Here is a 21292-nt window from a genome sequence, read left to right on the forward strand (position 1 = left end):
GTTCGAATCCCTCATCGCCCACAAGAAAAAGAAAAACCTTCAGTGAAAACTGAAGGTTTTTTTGTTTTAAGCTAATTCTTTTAACTTTACATAAATAGCAAAATACACTATAGTGCAAAAAGGAATAGCTAAAATAATTAATCAGCGTTACCCAATATCCGAATCAAGGAGAGAAATATTTCTGTCGTCGTTTTTTATTGCGGTTATGGGTTATCTTTTTCTTATAGTTTTTCAGCCTTTTGGAGCTCATACTTTTACCAATAACTACAAGTACCTTTTACTGGCTCCTTATCCTATTATTGCATTTGTGGTATATAGTGGGGCTAATCTCTTTTTTCTTAAAAAATCATACAACTGGAATCTGAATAAAGAACTGGTCAAGCTGCTTTTTGTACTCCTTATTTGTTCTGGTTTCAATTATGTTTATAATATTTACTTTATTAACCATGTTTCATTTAGTATCAGTCATTTGTTGTTTATGTGTTTGTACACTTTTGCAATAGCTGTACCCATAAGTATGGTTTATGTACTTGCTCGCTACCTGTATTTAACTCAATCGTGGAATACATTTGAGGAAGTTGTTGAAAAAGTTGAGCAAACAGGAGAATTGCTAAACATAATACCTGATTCCGGTCAGGAGGGACTGACTCTTACAGAAGATGATTTTTTGTATGCCGAATCAGATGGGAATTATGTAACGGTTCATTGCCTTGAAGAAGGAGTCGTAACAAATCGGCTATTAAGACTTTCGCTAAAAAACCTTGAAACCCAAATTCAAAATAATACTGTTATTAGGTGCCATAGGTCATTCATAGTTAATACAGGTAAGGTTATAAAGGTAAAAGGAAATGCTCAGGGTTATAAATTGTTTATTGATGGGATAACTGATTTTGTTCCTGTCTCCAGAAATTATATTCCTAAAGTAAAAGTGCTGGTAAAAGTGCTTTGATATTCGTCACATTTTCTTGACAAACATAACATTTTCTGTGGGTTACAAAGGATTTTATTGATTTTTGCTACAATGCTAAAATCAAAGAACATGCGAACAAACCACCAAAAAAATCAAAATCTTTCTGTTGCAGGATATATCTTCAAACAAAGAAACCTGTTAATTATCCTGGCTGTAATTTTTAATACTGCTAATTCCCGCGCACAACTAAAAACGGATAATTTGTCCGGTAAATGGCATCTTGAAATGGAACATAATGATTTAGGACTTTCCCAAATTATTATGGAATTTAATGTAACTGGTGAAAATAATTTTGAAGGACATACCCGTAAAGATGCATTAAAGGATATTCTGGGCGGAGCAAAATCGATGCTTGCAAAATCATTTAATGACGGACTAAAAGGAGGGAGTATATTACGAATTGAAAACGGAACCTATTCTTCGGTTTCTGACTCTTTAAAGTTTACCGGAGTGCTTACTTCTCTGGTAGGTAATTATAATATTAAGGGATACGTTTTTCAGGGAAAACTTTCGGCGACACTAAATGATATGAATAATAACTACAAAGGTTCTATAAAAGGAGAAAGAAATACCCATTTGTTGCCTTTGAGAGATTATCATGCACTTTATAAGGAAACAGCTAGCCTAACCTACAATAAAATATTTAATAGGGATATAATGCAGACTAAGGAATGGAAAAGGTTTGACAGGAAAATGAATGATGTTTCTGCAAAGGTTCAGGATGATCTCGAAATGGTATTTGCCTTTTTCTATTATGCAGGTAAATTACCTATATCCCACTATATGCTTATGAGACCTTTTGGGGATGATGAGACTGAACAGAGTCATGATACTGAGGTTGCAACAGGAGTATCTGAAAATTATAAGCAGAGGGTATTTCTGGAAGAAAAAGGCGCTGGTGTAGGCTATCTCAAAATCACCTCTTTTGATGGTAGTGCTGCCGAAATGGATAGTGTTTTTAAAGTTATAGCTAAAAACAATTATAAGAATCTTATAGTGGATTTGCGTAACAACCCGGGGGGTAGTGTAGATGCGGGTATGTCGTTTGCTACACACGTGGCAGATAATACTTTTTACGGCGGGGTATTTCTTACTCAGAAATATTTTAATAACCATGATGAATTGCCTACGGTTGCAGAATATGAATCATTTCCGCACTTTACCGAATCCAATTATGATATGCTTATGCATGGTATTCATACTACCGAAGGATTGTGTTTAAAAGTTGTTCCGAAGGAACCGGTTTACGACGGAAAGCTTTACATATTAATCAATGGTAGAACAGGAAGCACATGTGAACCTTTGGTGTATGGTTTTAAACAAAAGAAACGTGCGGTAATTATAGGCAAGCCTACAGCTGGTGCAATGTTAGCGGCAGAGATGTTTGAATTGTCTGACGGATTCAGGATGTTTTTGCCAACAGCTGATTATTATTCTTTTGACGGACAAAGATTAGATAAAATAGGCGTTAAACCCGATGTTGAGGTGGAAGGTGACGCATTAGAATATGTTATGAGGCTTATAGCCGAATAAAATAAAAGCCCTGAAGTGAGGGCTTTTATTAAAAATAATTTTTACTCAAATCTTCCAGTAAACCTATTTGTTCAGGTTTCCAGCCAAGTATATTTTGGGTTTTTTCGCTGGAGGCATAAGCATCCATGCCAGCAAAATGTGTGAACCAGGTAAAGTGGGCTTCTGCTTCTGCTTCAGTTAGGCTTTTTAAAGGGAATGCGGTGTTTTCGCTAATAACACGGGCAATTTCCTTAAAAGGTACACCTTCTTCCGCTATAGGGTGAAAAACGACTTGTTCCGGTTGTTTCTCTACAATCAGTCGATATAAGCTGGCTGCATCTTCTCGGTGTACTCCTGGCCATCTGTTAAGTCCGTCACCTATGTAGCCCGACTGTCCGTTTTCCTTATCCATCCCTATAACAATAGGGATAAAACCATGATCATCCTTACCATGTACAATAGGCAGGCGTACTATATAAGCATTAACGCCTTTTGATCTTGCTTCGAGTGCAGCTTCTTCCGATGCTGCCCTTGGTACTGATGCCGAACTGGTAGGGGTATCATCTTCGGTAATAGCTTTTTCACTACGTAGTATACCAACGCCCGATGTTATTACCAGTGGCTTTTGGGTTCCTATAAGGGCATCGGTAAAAATTTCAATGACTTTCCTGTCATCTTCACAGCTCTCCTTGTATCTGGAAAAATCGTGATTAAAGGCCGTGTGGATTACAGCATCGCACGAAGTGGCTCCTTTACGGATAATTTCCGGGTCATTGATATCACCCATTAGTATCTGGGCTCCTGAATCTTTTAGTTTTTCTGCCGAAGCCTGAGATCGTACCAGTCCAAGTACCTCTATGCCTGCGGCTATTAAATCGTTTACTACTGCTGAGCCTACAAAACCTGAGGCTCCTGTTACAAATACACGCATGATAATAAGTTTTTGTTTGTAACAAAGCACGTTAAAAACAAACCGAAAAACGTGGTCATTTGACCATAATCAGCATTAGCGCTGTAGCTGGTTGTGGCGTATTCTTGTTAGTGTTTTAATAGATATGCCAAGGTATGAGGCTATCATTCGTAAAGGTAGTCTTGTTAGTAGTTTTGGGAAACGCTGAATAAAATCGTCGTATTTCTCTTCGGGTGTAGCGCTAAGTGTGGTTAGCATACGTTGCCTGCTGTAGTATATGTTTCGGGATATAATTTGCTGCGATAATTTGTTGAGTTCAGGGACTTCACTTAGTAGATTATTAAAGTCGTCTTTGTGCCATAGCAATACTTCGGTAGGTTCAACGGCTCCCATGTTTGTTTCGGCAGGTATTTCTTTATCATAGCTTTCTACGTCAAGAGTCCAACTATGTTCCGGGGCAAACTGCAATATGTGCTCATTACCATTTGCGTCAATACTATAGGTGCGTAATAGTCCTTTAGCGATAAATACTTTTTGTTTGCATACGTTTCCTGACTGTAACAGTAGTTCATTACGACGTAATGTTTTGCCGACTGCTTTACTACTTATATGATGTATATCATCTGGAGTAAGGTTGGTGTTTTCTTTTAGGTATTTCTCAAATTCGGGATGCATAGTATAAAGATAAGGAATATCTTGTTTTGTTTGTTATATCAAAAAGCCCCGTTTGTGCGGGGCTTTTCTAACTGCGTTTTTGATTGATGTTTATACTTTTACCGGAGTAGGTGTAGGCATTTCTGTTTTGGGGTTTATTAAAATATCTACTCTCAGTATAAGCAGTATTGATAGTAGTGTTATTATACTAATCACATATCCTAATACATCATAGTTTAGAAGTGGACTCGTTTTGGTTTGCTGATGTACTATATACCCGGCGCACACGGCAGCTATACCACCTGCAATTTGCTGTAATGATGAGGTTATTGCCATATAAGCACCACGATCCTTTGTTTCGGGTACTGCGGTATTCAATGTAGTTGCAGGCACCATTCGGCTCATTATGCCCATAAACAGTATCATGTTTATTACTATAATTTGCCATACCGGGATAGGGGGCAGGTTAGTATATATTAATATCATCACTATTGATATAAGTGAACCTATGGTGAATAATTTTAGTTTACTCATTCTGTCACTTAGTTTACCAACCACTGGCATGATGAATAATACTGCAAGACCTGTGAAAAAGAATATTATAGGTAGTTCCTCGTGCCTTACTTTGATATTGTTAACCAGGTATGCAGTGCCAAAAGGTTGTAGCATAAAACCTCCTACCGATAGTATGGCAATTGCCATAAAGCCTGTTTGGTATCGTTTATTATTTAATGTATGTAGTAAATGAACAAATGGGTTCTTATCTGATTTTATCTCAAGATGTTTATTTACGGGTTCAAGTTTTATAATGATAAGTGCTGTATTGCGATTGCCAGTACTACAATCATTAGGAATGATGAATGCCATCCCCAATTATTGGCAAAATAAAGTCCCAGTGGTATTCCCAGTATCTGGCTTGTGGCAAATGCCATTTGAATAAAGCCCATTACACGACCACGTTGCTCTAATATAAATAAGTCGGTTACTATGGCCAGTGATACCGACCCGATAACACCGCCAAAGAGACCTGTAACAATACGTGCGGCAACAAGTGTTAAGTAACTGTTAGCCATGGCGCAGCAAAAAGTTCCTAATATGAATCCTGTGTAAAAGAAAATAAGAAGTTTTTTACGGTCAAATTTGTCGGCAAAGCCAGCTGCAAGTAGTCCTGATATTCCTGCACTGAAAGCGTATGCTGATACGGCAAAGCCAAAGTTTGCAGTTGTCATATCCAGGTTTTTCATTAGGATGTCCCCTAATGGTGAGATGACCATGAAATCGAGTATGACAGTAAACTGCGTTAGTCCTAGCATGGCTATAACCAGTTTTTGATGTGATGAGAATTTTGCAATTCCTTTTTTGACGTCCATTTTTTTGATTGATGATTTATATTGATGATTTGTTTATAGTTCACTGCAGTAGTGTCCGGATTCTGTAACCAGTTGTATAATTTGCTGTGGTACTATATTAGTGGTTACTATTCTTAAAATGTTATCCTTATCTTCTGTATCGATGGACCATTCATTGATTAAAGGGTGTGTATTAAGTTTTTTTGCTACCTCACAGTTACTGCATAGTTCAGTTATGTCGGTTTTAAATACTAATATCTGAGGGTTTGTTTGTTTCATTTTATCAGGGTTTTAGACCTTTTATCATTAGGTCAAAAGTTTGTTTCATTACATCTTCGGTTAGGGTGAAGGGTCTGCCTCCTATGCTTTTCCCTTCCCTGTGGAAACCAAGTAGTGTATACAATGGTCCGTAAGCAATACTCCAAAAAACATCAAGGCATATAGGGTTAAGCTCTTTATTCGCTATTGCATGCTCAAAAAACGCTGTCATATATTCTTTAAAAGCTGTCAATTCCCCTGTTTTAAGTATTTCATCAGCATAGGGAGAATGTTTCATAATCTCAAAGCAGGATACCTCCATGGGGTTCTCTAAAGCAAAAGCTGATCTGTTTCTCCATTGTATCCACATACCTTCCTCAAAAGGCATGTTTGGATTGAAATCATTAATAACCATGCTGAAGAATTTTTCTGCAATTGTGGTTCCTACTTTTTTTATAAGATCATCTTTGTCTTTATAATATATATAGAGGGTTGCTACAGATATATTACATGCCTTAGCCAGTCTATTCATGCTGAAGGTATTGAATCCTTCCTTCACAATTTGTTCTATGGCTTTTTCGTAAACCAGTTTTTCTTTATCTGTATCCCTTGTTCTCATGTGGTAGTGTTTTGAGAGAACAAAGGTATATAAATAAATGAATATTCATTTATTTATGGCTAAAAAAGTTTTAAATAAAAAAACGCCTTCAAAATGAAAGCGTTATGTTTTATATGATATCAAGGGTTCTTTCGAGAGCCATCCCTCGTGAGCCCTTAATTAATATGGTTTTTTCCATTGGTTTGACTTTTTCCATATATGATTTAAAGTCATCAAAACTTTCATAGAAGTTTAAATGGTCATTGCTAATTTTATTAGCAAAGAAATCTTTTCCTATAAAATGGGTTGTTATGCTAGGGGTGTGAGATAGTTTCTCTACCAGTTTTTTGTGTTCTTCAAGGCTTTCTTCTCCCAGCTCAAACATATCTCCCAGTATTGCTATTTTAGATTTGCCTTCAAGTTGTATAAGGTTGTTTAATGCTGCCTCCATACTGCTTGGGTTTGCATTATAGGCATCCATTATAATATGGTTTCCGTTTTTTTCTATAAGTTGAGACCTGTTATTGTTAGGAGTGTAATTTTCAATTGCTTCCTTTATTTTTTGGTCACTTATTTTAAAGTTTGTTCCAATAGTTATAGCGGCATTTATATTGTTAGCATTATAAATTCCTATAAGATTAGAGTGTATTTCCAGTCCGTTATATTTAATGGTAACCATTGGGTTGGCTTCAATTTGGTCTATGCGTATGTCACAGTTGTACTCATCAACTGCAAAAGTAATGCGTGACATGTCTTCTGTTCTTTTATTCTGAATAGGGTCGTCCAGATTTACAAAAGCAGTTTTTGTATGGGTTTTAAGATAAGTGTATAATTCGCTTTTACCTTCTATTACGCCCTGTACGCCGCCAAAACCTTCCAGGTGTGCCTTGCCGAAATTGGTTATATAGCCAAAGTTAGGTTCGGCTATTTCGCAGAGTTGTTCTATCTCTTTTTTGTGATTGGCGCCCATTTCTACAATACCTATTTCGGTATCTTTTGTGAATGAAAGTAGGGTAAGGGGTACGCCTATATGGTTGTTGAGGTTGCCTATGGTGGCTGTAGTATTGTACTTTTTGGAAAGTACAGCATTTATAAGCTCTTTAGTTGTGGTTTTTCCATTACTACCGGTTAATGCAATAATGGGCAGGCCCAAGTAATGCCTGTGGTATTTTGCCAGTTGTTGTAGGGCGGTAAGCCCGTTTTCTACAAGCAGTATTTTATCGTTTGTTTTGTATTCCGGATTATCAACTACGGCGTATGCAGCTCCTTTTTTTAAGGCTTCTTCAGCAAAAGTATTGGCGTCAAATCTTTCGCCTTTTAGGGCAATGAAAAGAGATCCTGATTCTATTTTTCGGGTGTCTGTAGTAACAGTTCCGCATGATAGGAAGTACTTGTGTAGTTCTTCGGTAGTTGTCATATGTATATAAAAAAATAAAGCCCTAAGATAGGGCTTTATTTTTTTATATATAAAGATTTTAGTCTTTGATTAACCGCGGTGTCTAGCAGATTTTTTAGTAGACTTAGGACCAACTTTAGACATTGCACATCTGAATCCGATGAAGTCTGTAGCCATATCCTGTGGGTAGTATCTTCTTTGAGCAGGGTCTAACCAGTAAGCTCTGTCTCTCCATGAACCACCTTTGTAAACTCTTACGTTATCGTTAATAAGTGTAGTTCTCTTGTTAGATTTATCCCATGACCTTACCATGTTACCTAAACTGTCAGTTTCAACTGTGTGTTGAGGTGAGTCGTACATTTGACCTGTAGTGTTAACACCTTCTTCAGAAGAACCTCCGTAGTCATAGAAACGGGTAGACTGTCTGTCACCATCTCTAAAGTTACGGTTATCACTTCTAGTGTAGTTTTGTCTTAGGTATACATCTTCTTCCGTAATTGGAGTTCTCGCGATTTGACCAGGAAGGTTTCTGTACTGAATTCTACCGTTACTTAAAGTATCATATTCGATAGTTTCAGAAGTTACAATCTCAGCTCTACCGTCTTCACCAATTTGGTTTTTCATGTAAACGTTACCCCTGTAGTAGTTAAAGTCACTAGCTTCATCGTCTATTATAGGACGGTAAACGTCAGCAACCCACTCGGCTACGTTACCAGCCATGTCATAAAGACCAAAGTCGTTTGGTGGATAAGTTTTTACAGGAGCAGTAATATCTGCATTATCATCAGACCATCCTGCAATTCCTCCGTAGTCACCTTTACCTTGTTTGAAGTTAGCTAACTGATCACCTCTTTTTTGTCTTTTACCAGAACGTGTGTATTGACCTTTCCATGGGTATTTTTTACTACCACGGTAAATGTTGTACTCACGGTTACCTACAAGAGCTACAGCAGCATATTCCCACTCAGCCTCTGTTGGTAGTCTGTATTCAGGTGAAATTAATCCTGAAGTTCTTTGAGCATAAACGTTTGTAGCTTCGTCGTCACCTGCTAATTTGTTGTTACGACCTCTAAGAACAACTTCTTCGTTACCTCCGTAAGCTTTTGTAGGGCTTTCAAGGTAAGTTTCTGTATCAAAGTTGTTTTCGGCTGTTACATCAAGAATTTTGGCATCTCTTTTAAGGTAGCCTTCTTTCTCTAATATAGATTCATTTACACGGTTTGTTCTCCAGTCACAAAACTCAACTGCCTGAATCCAGTTAACTCCTACTACCGGATAATTTGCATAAGCAGGGTGTCTCAGGTAGTTATTGGTCATTGTTTCGTTGTAACCAAGAGCGCTTCTCCATACTAATGTATCAGGAAGTGCGCCTACATAAATGTTTCTGTAATTCTCTTCTGTTGGAGGGTATACTCTTTTTAACCAGTCAAGGTATTCCATGTACATAACATTGGTAACCTCGGTTTCATCCATGTAGAAAGATTGAACGTGCTGTTGGTTTGGAGTGTTATTCCAATCGTGCATTACGTCATCCTGAACTCTACCCATGGTAAAAGTTCCACCTTCTACTTCTACAAGTCCCGGAGCTGGCTCCTGTTGTTTGTAGTTAGAGTTGTGCTGGAAACCGCCCTTCTTGTCATTGATTTTCCATCCGGTTGCAGAGGAAGTGTTACCACTGCCTTTTTTGCTACAACTGGTGTAACCAACTGCTACCGTAACTGCTAATAGCAGTTTAAAAGCTGTAATCTTGTTAATTTTCATACTTTCTGCAGGTAATTAATTTCGTGGCGCAATATAATAATTAACCATTAAACCGCAACACGTTTTTAAAATTTTTAATAAAATTCCAAAATTATGTTAATAGTGTTTTTAAATAACGCACTATTTGAAGTAATATTGCAATCGTTTGACAGAAAAAAAAGTTTTTCTGTATCGTAATATATTTTTACTATTTGCGTTGTCACAATTGATGAAAAAGAATTTACTCCTTATTATATTACTATTTTCTTTACTTTCCTTTGGTCAGCAAAATACTGTTAGTATTAACTGGAAAGACGGGGAAAAGTATACGGTTACCGACAGGGTAGTTGTATCAATTCCGCAGTTTGACTATGTTAATATGGATTACAGGTATTTGACTAAGGAGTTGTTTTTTAGACTTAATATTCCAGTTAGTGGTTATGTTGATGCTTCTTCATTGCAAATTACTAATGTAATATATGAGGGTGTTGCTTTAGAAAAACTGGGTATTCTTGATTTGCAAAAAATACCTACATCATTAAAGCCTAATATTATATCGTCTCATGCCCGTAATGACTGGTATGCTAATTTGTACTTGTCTCCTATTATAAAGGATGGTTCAGGGTATAAAAGAGTAAAATCTTTTTCTTACTCTTTTGCTACAGCAGCGCGTAGGTTTAATCCTAAAGATACTCAGGTTGTAACTAATTCGGTTTTGGCTTCCGGGGAGTGGCACAGGTTTTATGTGGAGCGATCTGGAGTTTACAGGATATCCAAAAGTTTTTTACAGCAGCTTGGTGTTAATGTGAATGTTGATCCAAGGCGAATTAAAATATATGGTAACGGCGGGCGCATGCTTCCGTTAAAAAACAATATTCCTTATCCTGATGATCTTGCTGAAAATGCTATTGCTTTTATAGGGGAGGAAGATGGTAACTTTGGCGATTCTGATTATATACTTTTCTATGCTGAAGGTGTTGATAACTGGAATGTCGAGAGTCAGACTCATTCCAACCTGTTTGCAAACAGGTCGTATTACTATGTTACTTCACAGGGTGGGGAGGGTAAGCGTATAACTACTCAAGTTCAGCCAACAGATCCTGTTACTGCAACTGTTACTTCTTTTGACGATTATTATTATCACGAAGAAGATTTAGTTAATATAGGTAGAATAGGAAGGAAATGGCACGGCGAACAATTTAATGTAAATAATAGTCAGGATTTTGAATTTTCTGTTCCTGATATTGATTTGAGTACGCCGGTTTCGGTAACGGTTAATGCAGCAGCCTATTCAGTGGTGCCAACTTCTATGACGGTTATGGCTAATGCTCAAAGTTTGGGAACGATTTCTTTTGTCGCTGTTCAGGAGCATGATTCGGCTGAAGACGGTACCGGTGGAAATAATGGTTACACGGCTACATTCACACCGGCGGGTGGTACAATAACTGTTAATCTTTCATATAGTAACGGAGGGGTGCCGGGGTCTAATGCCTGGTTGGATTATATTATTTTAAAAGCGAAACGTTTTTTAAAAGGTAACGGTTCTCAGTTTAGGTTTAGGTATAATGCGGCTTCGGGTAATACCGGGGTTTTAGAGTATCAAATGTCTAACGCTTCCGGAATAAGTGAGGTTTGGGATATTACCGATATATATAATGTAAAGAAATATGTGAATGAAGGAGGACAAAGTCAGTTTTCATTCAAGGCAGAGTCGGGAGAGGTAAGGCAGTATGTTACTGTGGTGTCTTCAAACTTTTATACTCCGTTAAGGGAGAGTCAGGCCAGGGTGGCTAATCAAAATATAAAAGGTACTGTGTTTAATAATAGTCAGGGGCAGTTTGAAGATATCGATTATCTTATCGTTACTCCGGCATCATTGAATTCTGAAGCTGAAAGGTTGGCTAATATCCATAGGTTGCGAAATGGTCTTAATGTAAAGGTTGTTAATCTTGAAAATATTTATCAGGAATTCTCTTCCGGTAAGCAGGATGTGGCTGCGATAAGAAACCTGGTGAAATATATTTATTATAACGCATCAAGTGATGCTAATAAAATAAAATATGTTTGTTTATTTGGGGATGCGTCGTTTGATTTTAAAAACCGTATTCCTAATAATACTAATATAGTGCCTACGCTCCACGGTTATGATCCTTCTGGCTCAATACCTAATTATAATTCTACTAATACATTTGTTTCAGATGACTTTTTTGCTCTAATGGATCCGGAGGAAGGAGCTGTGCTTTTTAATGACCCTGTAGGTGCTGATATTGCTGTAGGGCGTATGGCGGTGAGTAGTATGTCTCAGGCAAGGGAAATGGTAGATAAGGTAGAGCAGTATCTTAATGAGGAGTCTTATGGTAGGTGGAGAAATGAGTATGTTCTTTTATCAGACGATTTAGATGATGGTGGAGATAACTTTGTTCCTATAATGGAGGGGGCTTATACAGATATTATAGAGCAAAAGCCTTTTATCAATGTAAGGAAAATATATACCGATGCCTATGTTCAGGAGTCTTCATCAGGAGGTTTTAGGTATCCGCAGGCTAAGGAGCAAATAATAAGGGCGGTTAATAATGGTGCTCTTGTAGTTAATTATTTGGGGCATGGTGGTGAAGACGGTATGGCTGCTGAAAGGATTTTTGAAAAATCAGATGCACAAAATTTAAACAATCAATACAAGTACCCTTTGTTTGTTACTGTTACCTGTGAGCTTACACGTTTTGATAATCCTTACAGGCCTACATGTGGTGAGTATTTGTACTGGAACAGTGCGGGTGGGGCTATAGGTCTTATTACTACAACCCGTTCTATATTTGTAAGTGTGGCTTTTAATTTTAATGGATTGCTGCCTGAAAAATTATTTGCATTTGATGGGGGTGATTATCCTTCTATGGCTGAGGCTATGAGGCGAACAAAAGTTCAGTTGGGTAATAAAAATTTAAGGGTTATCTCTTTTATAGGTGACCCGGCTCTTATGTTGGCAATTCCTAAGCCTAAAGTTGTGTTAACAGCTGTGAATGATGTTCCGGTTGATCAGTCGGTAGAAGTTTTAGAGGCACTTTCTTTTGTGAAAATGACAGGGCGTGTGACCGACGAGGCGGGTAATTCAATGAATACTTATAACGGAGAGCTTGGAGTTACGGTATTTGATAAGGAGATATTAAGGCAAACACTGGCTAATGATGAGCCTACTAATGAGAGTTTAAAATACGATTTCAATACTCTTGGTGAAGCAATCTTTAGAGGTAATGCTTCGGTAACGGGAGGTCAGTTTGAATTTAATTTTGTTGTTCCTCGTGATATACGTATACCTGTTGGTAATGGTAGGGTGAGTTTTTATTCTAAAAGGGGTAATGTGCTGGAAGATCAAACCGGGTATGATAATTCTATACAGGTAGGAGGTATAAATGAAACTGCGGAGGAAGATATTACAGGTCCTACTGTTAGGTTGTATATGAATGATGAGTCATTTATATCTGGCGGGATTACTAACGATTCGCCAATATTTCTTGCTTTTCTGGAAGATGAGCACGGTATAAACACAGCGAGTGGTATTGGTCATGATATAATAGCTATACTGGACGGGGATGAAACAAATCCGTTTATATTAAATGATTATTATGAAACGAATGTTGATAGTTATACTAATGGTAGCTTAAGATATCCGTTTAGTGGTTTAGAGCCCGGACTTCATACTTTAACTTTTAAAGCCTGGGATGTGTACAATAATCCGGTTACGGCAGAGTTACAGTTTGTGGTGGTGGGCGACGAAGAGTTACGATTGGAAAAGGTGCTTAATTATCCTAATCCATTTGTGAGTTATACAGAGTTTTGGTTTACCCATAACAGGCCATATGAGCCGCTTGATGTTCAGGTTCAGATTTTTACCGTTAGCGGAAAGGTGGTTAAAACCATTAACCAGTCGGTTACTACCGAAGGTTTCCTTTGCAGGGATATAAAATGGGATGGACGCGATGATTTTGGTGATCGTATTGGTAAGGGAGTTTATGTTTATAAGCTCACTGTGCGCTCGGCTTCAACAAATAAGAAAGCCGAAAAGTATGAGAAACTTGTATTGCTATAAGAAAATACTATATTTGTTACCTTAAAATTTTCAAAATAAAAAATGAAGAAAATAGTTTTATTTGCTCTTGCTCTTTTAGGAGTGCAAATGGCAAAGGCTCAAACACAAACAGAGAGAGTAATTACTACAGGTGTTCCTTTTTTACTGATAGCTGCAGATGCCAGAGCAGCGGGTATGGCAGACCAGGGGGTTGCTACTTCTGCAGATGTTTATTCGCAGCAGTGGAACCCGGCAAAATATGCTTTTGCGCTTAAAGAGTATGGAGGGTCTGCGAGTTATACTCCTTACCTTACTGATATTGCAAACGATATTTCATTAGCTCAGCTAACATTTTATAACAGATTTAACGATAGGAGTGCTTTTGGTGCCAGTCTTCGTTATTTTGGTTTAGGAGATATTGAGCTTAGGCAAAATCCTGATGATGTGCCTGTGGTAAGAAGTCCTAACGAACTTGCTTTAGATTTATCCTATTCGCTAAAACTTAGTGAGCGTTTCTCTATGGCGGTTGCAGGTCGTTTTATCAGTTCTAATTTAAGGATTCCTGAAACAGCAGGAGGTGGAGATGCCAGTGCAGCAACAACATTTGCTTTTGATGTAGCGGGTTACTACCAGTCTGAAGAGATTCCTTATTCTGATTTTGACGGTAGATGGAGAGCTGGTTTTAACTTCCAGAATATGGGGCCTAAAATCAATTATAATAATGATGATAGCGAAGAGAATGCAAACTTCCTTCCGGCTAACTTAAGATTAGGTGGTGGATTTGACTTTATTTTCGACGAGTATAATAAAATTGGAGTAAATGTAGAGTTGACCAAGCTTTTGGTTCCTACACCTCCGGCTGTTGTTGAGCCGATAGACTCTAACGGTGACGGAGAAATTACTCAGGATGAGCAAGCGACAGCTAATGCTCAGTATGCTTCAGATCTTCAGGATTACAGAAACACAGGATGGGTTTCAGGTATATTTAAGTCGTTTGGAGATGCACCCGATGGTTTTAGTGAAGAACTTAAAGAAGTTACTTATTCTATAGGTGCTGAATATAGCTACCAGGATGCCTTTATGTTTAGAGTAGGTTATTTTAACGAAAGCGAAATGAAAGGTGCACGTAAGTTTTTATCACTTGGTGCAGGTTTCAGGTATAATGTAGTTAAAGTAGATGTTTCTTATTTATTCTCTGCTTCGCAGGTGAGAAACCCGCTTGAAAATACACTTCGTTTCTCACTGTCATTTAATTTTGGAGACGACTACGACGAATATTAGTAGTTAAACATAACAGTAAATAAAAAAGGGATTTATTGCAAATCCCTTTTTTATTTTGTAGTGCAAAAAAAAGCCTAAAATACTTTGATTTATTTTTTTAGTTATTAACGGGATGTGTTATTTTTGCAATTCGCAAATTTGTGTGAGGAAACTTTTTGCGTCACAATCAAATTTTTTAAAGAACACATTTAGCAACATCTATTAGGAAATGAAAGAAATTACAAAAGAAGTTTATCTGAAATGGTATGAAGACATGCAGTTTTGGAGAAAGTTTGAAGACAAACTTGCTGCTTTATACATTCAGCAGAAAGTTAGAGGTTTCCTTCACTTATATAATGGCCAGGAGGCAGTACTTGCCGGAGCCCTTCATGCAATGGACCTTTCAAAGGATAAAATGATTACTGCTTACCGTAACCACGTTCAGCCAATAGGTATGGGTGTAGACCCAAGAAGAGTAATGGCAGAGCTTTTAGGTAAAGGTACGGGTACATCAAAAGGTCTTGGAGGATCTATGCACATCTTCTCTAAGGAGCATGGGTTTTATGGAGGTCATGGTATTGTAGGAGCTCAAATTCCTGTTGGAGCAGGTATCGCTTTTGCCGATAAATATTTTGAAACAGGCGGTGTAACACTTACCTACTTTGGTGATGGTGCTGCACGTCAGGGGTCACTTCACGAAGCTTTCAACATGGCAATGCTATGGAAACTTCCTGTAGTCTTTATTGTAGAGAACAACGGTTATGCAATGGGTACTTCTGTAGAGAGGACTGCTAACCATACAGATATCTGGAAACTTGGTCTTGGCTATGAAATGCCATGTTGGCCGGTAGACGGAATGAATCCTGTGAAAGTGGCTGAGGCTATGCACGAAGCTATGGAGAGAGCAAGAAGAGGAGAAGGGCCAACTTTCCTTGAAATGAAAACGTATCGTTACAGAGGTCACTCAATGAGTGATGCTCAACACTACAGAACTAAAGAAGAGGTAGAAGAGTACAAAAAAATTGACCCTATCACTCAGGTTCTTGATATTATCAAAGAAAACAACTACGCTACAGAAGAAGAGATTGAAACTATCGACCAGAGAGTGAAAGATCTTGTTGCTGAGTGCGAGAAATTTGCAGAAGATTCTCCGTACCCGGATCTAAGCGTTATGTATGACGTTGTTTACGAACAGGAAAACTATCCTTTTTTACCACATAAATTACAATAAAAATGGCAGAAATTATTACAATGCCACGATTAAGTGATACCATGACCGAAGGGGTTGTGGCTACGTGGCTAAAAAAAGTTGGAGATAAAGTAGAAGAAGGAGATATACTGGCAGAGATCGAAACAGATAAAGCGACTATGGAATTTGAGTCGTTTCATGCCGGTACATTACTTCATATAGGAATACAGGAAGGGGAGTCGGCTCCGGTTGATTCACTTCTTGCAATCATCGGTAAAGAAGGCGAAGATATTTCAGGCCTTCTAAGCGGTGGAAGTGCTCCTGCTGCGCCAGCTGCAGAGGAGAAAAAAGAAGAAGCTGCACCAAAAGCGGAAGAGAAAAAAGCTCCTGCTACAGAATTACCTAAAGATGTTAAGGTGGTTACTATGCCTCGTCTTAGTGATACCATGACCGAAGGTACTGTTGCTACATGGCTTAAAAAAGTGGGTGATAAAGTAGAGGAAGGAGATATTCTTGCTGAAATTGAAACCGATAAAGCTACAATGGAGTTTGAATCTTTCAATGAAGGTACACTTTTATATGTTGGAATTCAGGAAGGCCAGTCTGCTCCGGTAGACAGCGTTCTTGCTATAATAGGTCCTGCAGGTACTGATGTTAGCGGTATTGCCGATAACTTTCAGGCAGGTGGTACCACTGAAGCAAAAGAAGAAGAAGAAAAACCAGCTGAGTCTAAAACAGAAACTGCTGAAGCTCCTAAAGCTGAGGCTGCTGCTGTAAGTAATGATGGTGGTAGAATTTTTGCTTCTCCGTTGGCCCGTAAAATTGCTGAAGAAAAAGGTATTAACCTTGGTCAGGTAAAAGGTACAGGTGAAAACGGAAGAATTGTTAAGAAAGACGTTGAGAACTTTACTCCTGCTGCTGCGCAGTCTGCACCGGCTACTCAGGCTGCTGCTACTCAAACAGCTGCTGCACCTGCTGCAAAACCATTTGTTCCTGCAGGTGAGGTAAGCAGAGAGGAAGTTAAAAATAACCAGATGCGTAAAACTATTGCGCGTCGTCTTGCAGAGTCTAAATTCACTGCACCGGAATACAGCTTAACTGTTGAGCTTGATATGGATAATGCTATCGCAAGCCGTGCTCTGATTAATGCTGTGCCGGATACTAAAGTGTCGTTTAACGATATGGTAATTAAAGCAAGTGCAATGGCACTTCGCAAGCATCCACAGGTAAATACACAGTGGAAAGATGATGTTACTGTATACAACAAACATATTAGTATTGGTGTTGCTGTAGCTGTAGAAGACGGACTTGTGGTTCCTGTACTTCCGTTTACTGACTTAATGAGTCTTTCTCAAATAGGTAGTAACGTGAAAGATCTTGCGGGTAAAGCAAGAAATAAAAAACTTACTCCGGCAGAGATGGATGGTAGTACGTTTACCGTTTCTAACTTAGGTATGTTTGGTATACAGGAGTTTACTTCTATCATCAACCAGCCTAACTCGGCAATCCTTTCTGTAGGTGCTATTGTACAGAAACCGGTTGTTAAAGACGGTCAAATTGTAGTAGGTAATACTATGACAGTAACGCTTACTTGTGATCATCGTACTATTGATGGTGCTACAGGTGCTCAATTCCTGCAAACACTTAAACAATATATTGAGAACCCTGTAACTATGCTTGCATAAACTAAGGGGTGTTGTATTATATAAAATCCGTTCTGGTTATCAGGGCGGATTTTTTTTGGCAACATAGTCAGCTATAAATCCCTTTAGGTATAGCAATTGTTTTTTAGTATTTTAGCAAAACAAAACAAAAGATAATGAAAAAAGTCGTTTTTTTAAGCGTATCGTTAATCGCGCTGCTAACATCGTGTGCTGTTAAAAAAAGCAATCCTGAAGATTATAAGGTTAATGAGGAAAGTGTAATAAATACACTTAAATTTTTAACATCAGATGAGCTTGAGGGGCGTGACAGCGGTAGTGAAGGGCTTGAAAAAGCTGCATTGTATCTTGAAGATGTTTTTGCTAAAAACAGTATTAAACCTTACTTTGCTACATACAGGGATACATTGTCTAATTTTCCTAAGCCGGCTTACAATATAGTAGGGTATCTTGAAGGGAATGACGCTAAGCTTAAAAATGAAGTTGTGGTAATTGGTGCTCATTATGATCATGTGGGTATAGGGATGGCAGTAGCCGGAGATAGTATTTATAATGGTGCCGATGATAACGCATCGGGAACTACTGCGGTAACTGAACTGGTAAACTACTATGCTAAAGAGAAAACCAATAAACGCAGTATTTTATTTTGTTTTTTCTCGGCAGAGGAGAAAGGCTTATTAGGCTCTAAACATCTTTCGGCAAAATTAAAGCAGGCTAACATGGATGTTTATCTTATGCTTAATTATGAGATGATAGGCGTACCAATGCCTGCCGGTAAAGATATGGTTGCCTTTATGACAGGGTATGGAAAATCTAATCTGGCTAATAAAATAAACGAGTACACAGGTAAAACTTTTATAGGGTATTATGATTTTGCAATAAAGTATCAGCTTTTCAGGGCTTCAGATAACTATCCCTTCTATTCTGAATTTAATATTCCTGCACACACGTTCAGTACTACTGATATGGAAAGCTTCCATTATTACCATCAGCCTGGTGATGAATTTGATGAAATGGATACGGCTCACATGACTGATTTTATTCAGCAGATGATTCCTGTTACAGAGAAACTGATTAATGCAGATACCAGAGAAATTGTTTTAAAGGACTAAATGAAAAATATAATAATAACAGGAACGAGTAGGGGGATAGGCTATGAGCTGGCATTGCAATTTGCAAATGCGGGTCATAAGGTATTGGCAATTTCCAGAAAAGTTCCGCAGGCATTTATAGAAAATCAGAATATTTCCTGTCTTGCAGTTGATATTTCTGAAGAAGATAATCTGCAAAAAGTGCATGATTTTATAGCCAATACTTGGCATAGTGTAGATGTTTTAATACACAATGCCGGTGCACTTATCAATAAGCCGTTTGGGCAAATTACGGCTCAGGAGTTTGAATATGTTTATAAAGTAAATGTGTTTGGAGTAGCTGTCTTAAACAGGGTAGTGCTTCCTTTTATGCAAAAAGGCGCTCATGTGGTTACTATAAGTAGTATTGGCGGAGTGAAAGGTACTGTTAAGTTTGCAGGACTTGCTGCTTACAGTTCGAGCAAAGGTGCTGTAATAACTTTATCAGAGCTTTTGGCAGAGGAGTATAAAGAGCAGGGAATAGCTTTTAATGTGCTTGCTCTTGGCGCAGTAAATACCGAAATGCTTCAGGAAGCATTCCCGGGGTATGAGGCGCCGCTTTCGGCTGACGAGATGGCTAACTATATTTATGATTTTGCCTTAACAGGTAATAAATACTATAACGGGAAAGTGCTTGAGGTTTCTTCAAGCACACCATAATGAAAGAATTTTTAAGTGAAGCATGTAATTGAGCCTTATTTGCCTGAGCACGCCGTAGACAGCGTTTTTGAGCTGATTAGGGAATATGGTGTTCATCTTAAAATAGTAAACGATAGGGTTACACGTCACGGTGACTATCGCAGGGATACAAACGGTCATCATCAAATCACAGTTAACGGGAGCCTTAATAAATACAGGTTCTTAATGACACTGATACACGAAATAGCCCATTTAGTGGCATTTGAAAAATACGGACGAAATATCAAACCTCACGGGGTGGAATGGAAGTCTACTTTTCAAAAACTGATGGTTCCTTTTATACGCCCCGAGATTTTTCCGTCTCAGTTGCTGCCCTTACTGGCAAGGCATTTCAGGAATCCAAAAGCCAGTAGCGATACTGATGCTACACTGTCAATTGCCCTTAAGCAATTTGATGAAGTATCAGATAAAAATTATATTTTTGAAATTCCGTATGGCAGTCACTTCCGTATCTACAACGGTAAGATATTCCGTAAAGGTGCGCAAAGGGTTAAACGGTATGAGTGTCTGGAGGTTAGCACCGGTAAGATTTATTTATTTAATCCGAATGCCGAGGTTGAACTCCTGCCACATTAATTGTTAAATAGAGATTAAAGCATTTTGAAATTGACTATTAAATTAAAAACTTTACACTAATACAAAAAACGATTACCATATAATGAACGAAAATTATTATGCTGTTTTAATGGCTGGAGGAGTAGGTTCTCGTTTTTGGCCGGTAAGTACGGTTCAGTTCCCTAAACAGTTTCATGACATGTTGGGTACTGGTGAAACACTTATTCAAAAAACTTTTTCAAGGCTATCTAAATTAATCCCTAAAGAAAACATACTTGTTTTAACAAACGATATATATAACGATTTGGTACTGGAGCAGCTTCCTGATTTGTCTCCGGAGCAAATGGTGCTGGAACCGGCTATGAGAAACACGGCACCGTGTATTTTATATGCTACTTTAAAGATTAAGAAACTTAATCCTAATGCTGTTATGGTAGTAGCACCAAGCGATCACTGGATTGAAGATGAAGACGCTTTTCTGGATAATGTTCAAAAGGCTTTTGACTGCGCTTTAAAACAGGAAGTTTTAATGACGCTGGGCATACAACCAACTTTCCCTAATACAGGTTACGGTTATATTGAGTACAATAAACAGGATACCAATTTGATTAAAAAGGTATCTCAGTTTAGGGAGAAGCCTGATTATAAAACTGCAAAAGAATTTTTAAACAGCGGTAACTTTTTATGGAATGCGGGTATTTTTATATGGACGGTAGAGTCGGTATTAAATGCTTTTGTAAAATTTCAGCCTAAAATGTACGAGCTGTTTGATGCCGGTTACGAACATTATAATAACCCTGAAGAAAAAGAGTTTATTGAGGGAAACTATGTTAAGGCTGATAATATATCTATTGACTATGCCTTAATGGAGAATGCAGAAAATGTATATGTTCTTCCTGCTTCGTTTGACTGGAATGACCTTGGTACCTGGGGATCACTGCATGAAAAACTGGGTAAGGATGAAAATAACAATGCTGTTGTTAATGCCAGGGTTTTTCTTGAAAATGCTACAAATAATATTATTCGTACTGATTCTGACAAAACTGTAGTTATTGACGGACTGGATAATTATATTGTGGTAGATCGTGATGATATATTACTTATTTATCCAAAGGAAAAAGAGCAGGAAATAAAGAAGATTACTGCTATTGTTACCAAAAATCAATAAATTTTGAGTCAGGCTATTTTGTTAAATTTAACGTTTAATTAAGAAATTAAATGCTAATGTTCTATATTTATTCTTGAAAACCAACAAAATAGCTTGAAAAAGATTTGTCAGTTCATACCTGTTTTCTGTAAACAGGCGGTGTTATGTAATAATTTATCTTGTATTTAGTGCATAAATCTG

The 21292-nt window shown here is 37.9% G+C and carries 18 protein-coding genes; 10 read left to right on the forward strand and 8 right to left on the reverse strand.

Annotated features, from left to right (window positions below; genetic code table 11):
• Positions 1 to 112: 112 nt before the first annotated feature.
• Together Q763_RS00005 and Q763_RS00010 are read left to right on the forward strand one after the other, a co-directional pair.
• Entirely contained in the window at positions 113 to 949 is an 837-nt protein-coding gene (locus Q763_RS00005; RefSeq protein WP_035129570.1) for a LytR/AlgR family response regulator transcription factor, read from the forward strand.
• Positions 950 to 1039: 90 nt separating this feature from the next.
• Positions 1040 to 2503, forward strand: coding sequence for a S41 family peptidase (locus Q763_RS00010; protein ID WP_035129574.1), 1464 nt, complete (start codon positions 1040 to 1042; stop codon positions 2501 to 2503).
• Between the two features lie 28 nt (positions 2504 to 2531).
• Here the strand turns inward: Q763_RS00010 and Q763_RS00015 are convergent, their stop codons facing one another.
• From Q763_RS00015 to gldJ, 8 genes are all read right to left on the reverse strand, one after another.
• Positions 2532 to 3413, reverse strand: a complete 882-nt coding sequence (locus Q763_RS00015; RefSeq protein ID WP_035129577.1) for an SDR family oxidoreductase — start codon at positions 3411 to 3413, stop codon at positions 2532 to 2534.
• 75 nt (positions 3414 to 3488) lie between these two features.
• Positions 3489 to 4067, reverse strand: a complete 579-nt coding sequence (locus Q763_RS00020) for a Crp/Fnr family transcriptional regulator (protein WP_035129580.1) — start codon at positions 4065 to 4067, stop codon at positions 3489 to 3491.
• Positions 4068 to 4157: 90 nt separating this feature from the next.
• A complete protein-coding gene (locus tag Q763_RS00025) occupies positions 4158 to 4913 on the reverse strand; it encodes an MFS transporter (RefSeq protein ID WP_262493959.1) in 756 nt (251 codons plus the stop codon).
• Positions 4850 to 5416, reverse strand: coding sequence for an MFS transporter (locus Q763_RS18050; protein WP_262493960.1), 567 nt, complete (start codon positions 5414 to 5416; stop codon positions 4850 to 4852). The genes Q763_RS00025 and Q763_RS18050 overlap by 64 nt, the downstream gene beginning before the upstream one ends.
• A 33-nt stretch (positions 5417 to 5449) precedes the next feature.
• Positions 5450 to 5674 carry a hypothetical protein gene (locus Q763_RS00030; protein WP_035129594.1) on the reverse strand — a complete coding sequence of 75 codons (225 nt, stop codon included), beginning with the start codon at positions 5672 to 5674 and terminating at the stop codon, positions 5450 to 5452.
• 4 nt (positions 5675 to 5678) lie between these two features.
• A complete protein-coding gene (locus Q763_RS00035; protein ID WP_035129597.1) occupies positions 5679 to 6272 on the reverse strand; it encodes a TetR/AcrR family transcriptional regulator in 594 nt (197 codons plus the stop codon).
• 109 nt (positions 6273 to 6381) lie between these two features.
• On the reverse strand, positions 6382 to 7668 hold the full coding sequence (locus tag Q763_RS00040) for a UDP-N-acetylmuramoyl-tripeptide--D-alanyl-D-alanine ligase (RefSeq protein WP_035129600.1): 1287 nt from the start codon (positions 7666 to 7668) through the stop codon (positions 6382 to 6384).
• Positions 7669 to 7737: 69 nt separating this feature from the next.
• The gene (gene gldJ / locus Q763_RS00045; RefSeq protein WP_035129603.1) at positions 7738 to 9408 is read right to left on the reverse strand and encodes a gliding motility lipoprotein GldJ; all 1671 of its coding nucleotides are present in this window, start codon (positions 9406 to 9408) and stop codon (positions 7738 to 7740) included.
• Positions 9409 to 9616: 208 nt separating this feature from the next.
• On the opposite strand from gldJ, the gene porU reads away from it, so the two are divergent.
• From porU to Q763_RS00085, 8 genes are all read left to right on the forward strand, one after another.
• On the forward strand, positions 9617 to 13471 hold the full coding sequence (porU, locus tag Q763_RS00050; RefSeq protein WP_035129606.1) for a type IX secretion system sortase PorU: 3855 nt from the start codon (positions 9617 to 9619) through the stop codon (positions 13469 to 13471).
• 42 nt (positions 13472 to 13513) lie between these two features.
• Positions 13514 to 14731 (forward strand): type IX secretion system outer membrane channel protein PorV, encoded by a 1218-nt coding sequence (gene porV / locus Q763_RS00055; RefSeq protein WP_035129608.1) that lies wholly within the window; start codon positions 13514 to 13516, stop codon positions 14729 to 14731.
• A gap of 208 nt (positions 14732 to 14939) precedes the next feature.
• Positions 14940 to 15941: a pyruvate dehydrogenase (acetyl-transferring) E1 component subunit alpha gene (pdhA, locus tag Q763_RS00060; protein ID WP_035129611.1), complete on the forward strand. Its 1002-nt coding sequence runs from the start codon at positions 14940 to 14942 to the stop codon at positions 15939 to 15941.
• A 2-nt stretch (positions 15942 to 15943) separates the two neighbouring features.
• Positions 15944 to 17584, forward strand: a complete 1641-nt coding sequence (locus Q763_RS00065) for a pyruvate dehydrogenase complex dihydrolipoamide acetyltransferase (protein ID WP_035129624.1) — start codon at positions 15944 to 15946, stop codon at positions 17582 to 17584.
• A gap of 134 nt (positions 17585 to 17718) precedes the next feature.
• Positions 17719 to 18672 (forward strand): M28 family metallopeptidase, encoded by a 954-nt coding sequence (locus tag Q763_RS00070; RefSeq protein ID WP_035129627.1) that lies wholly within the window; start codon positions 17719 to 17721, stop codon positions 18670 to 18672.
• Positions 18673 to 19350, forward strand: a complete 678-nt coding sequence (locus Q763_RS00075) for an SDR family NAD(P)-dependent oxidoreductase (RefSeq protein WP_035129630.1) — start codon at positions 18673 to 18675, stop codon at positions 19348 to 19350.
• Positions 19351 to 19365: 15 nt separating this feature from the next.
• The gene (locus tag Q763_RS00080) at positions 19366 to 19965 is read left to right on the forward strand and encodes a SprT-like domain-containing protein (RefSeq protein WP_035129633.1); all 600 of its coding nucleotides are present in this window, start codon (positions 19366 to 19368) and stop codon (positions 19963 to 19965) included.
• An 82-nt stretch (positions 19966 to 20047) separates the two neighbouring features.
• Complete coding sequence (locus Q763_RS00085) at positions 20048 to 21112, forward strand: mannose-1-phosphate guanylyltransferase (protein ID WP_035129636.1); 1065 nt, start codon at positions 20048 to 20050, stop codon at positions 21110 to 21112.
• Positions 21113 to 21292 lie beyond the last annotated feature (180 nt).

It is taken from the genome of Flavobacterium beibuense F44-8, assembly GCF_000769915.1.
In the GTDB taxonomy this organism is placed as follows: domain Bacteria; phylum Bacteroidota; class Bacteroidia; order Flavobacteriales; family Flavobacteriaceae; genus Flavobacterium; species Flavobacterium beibuense.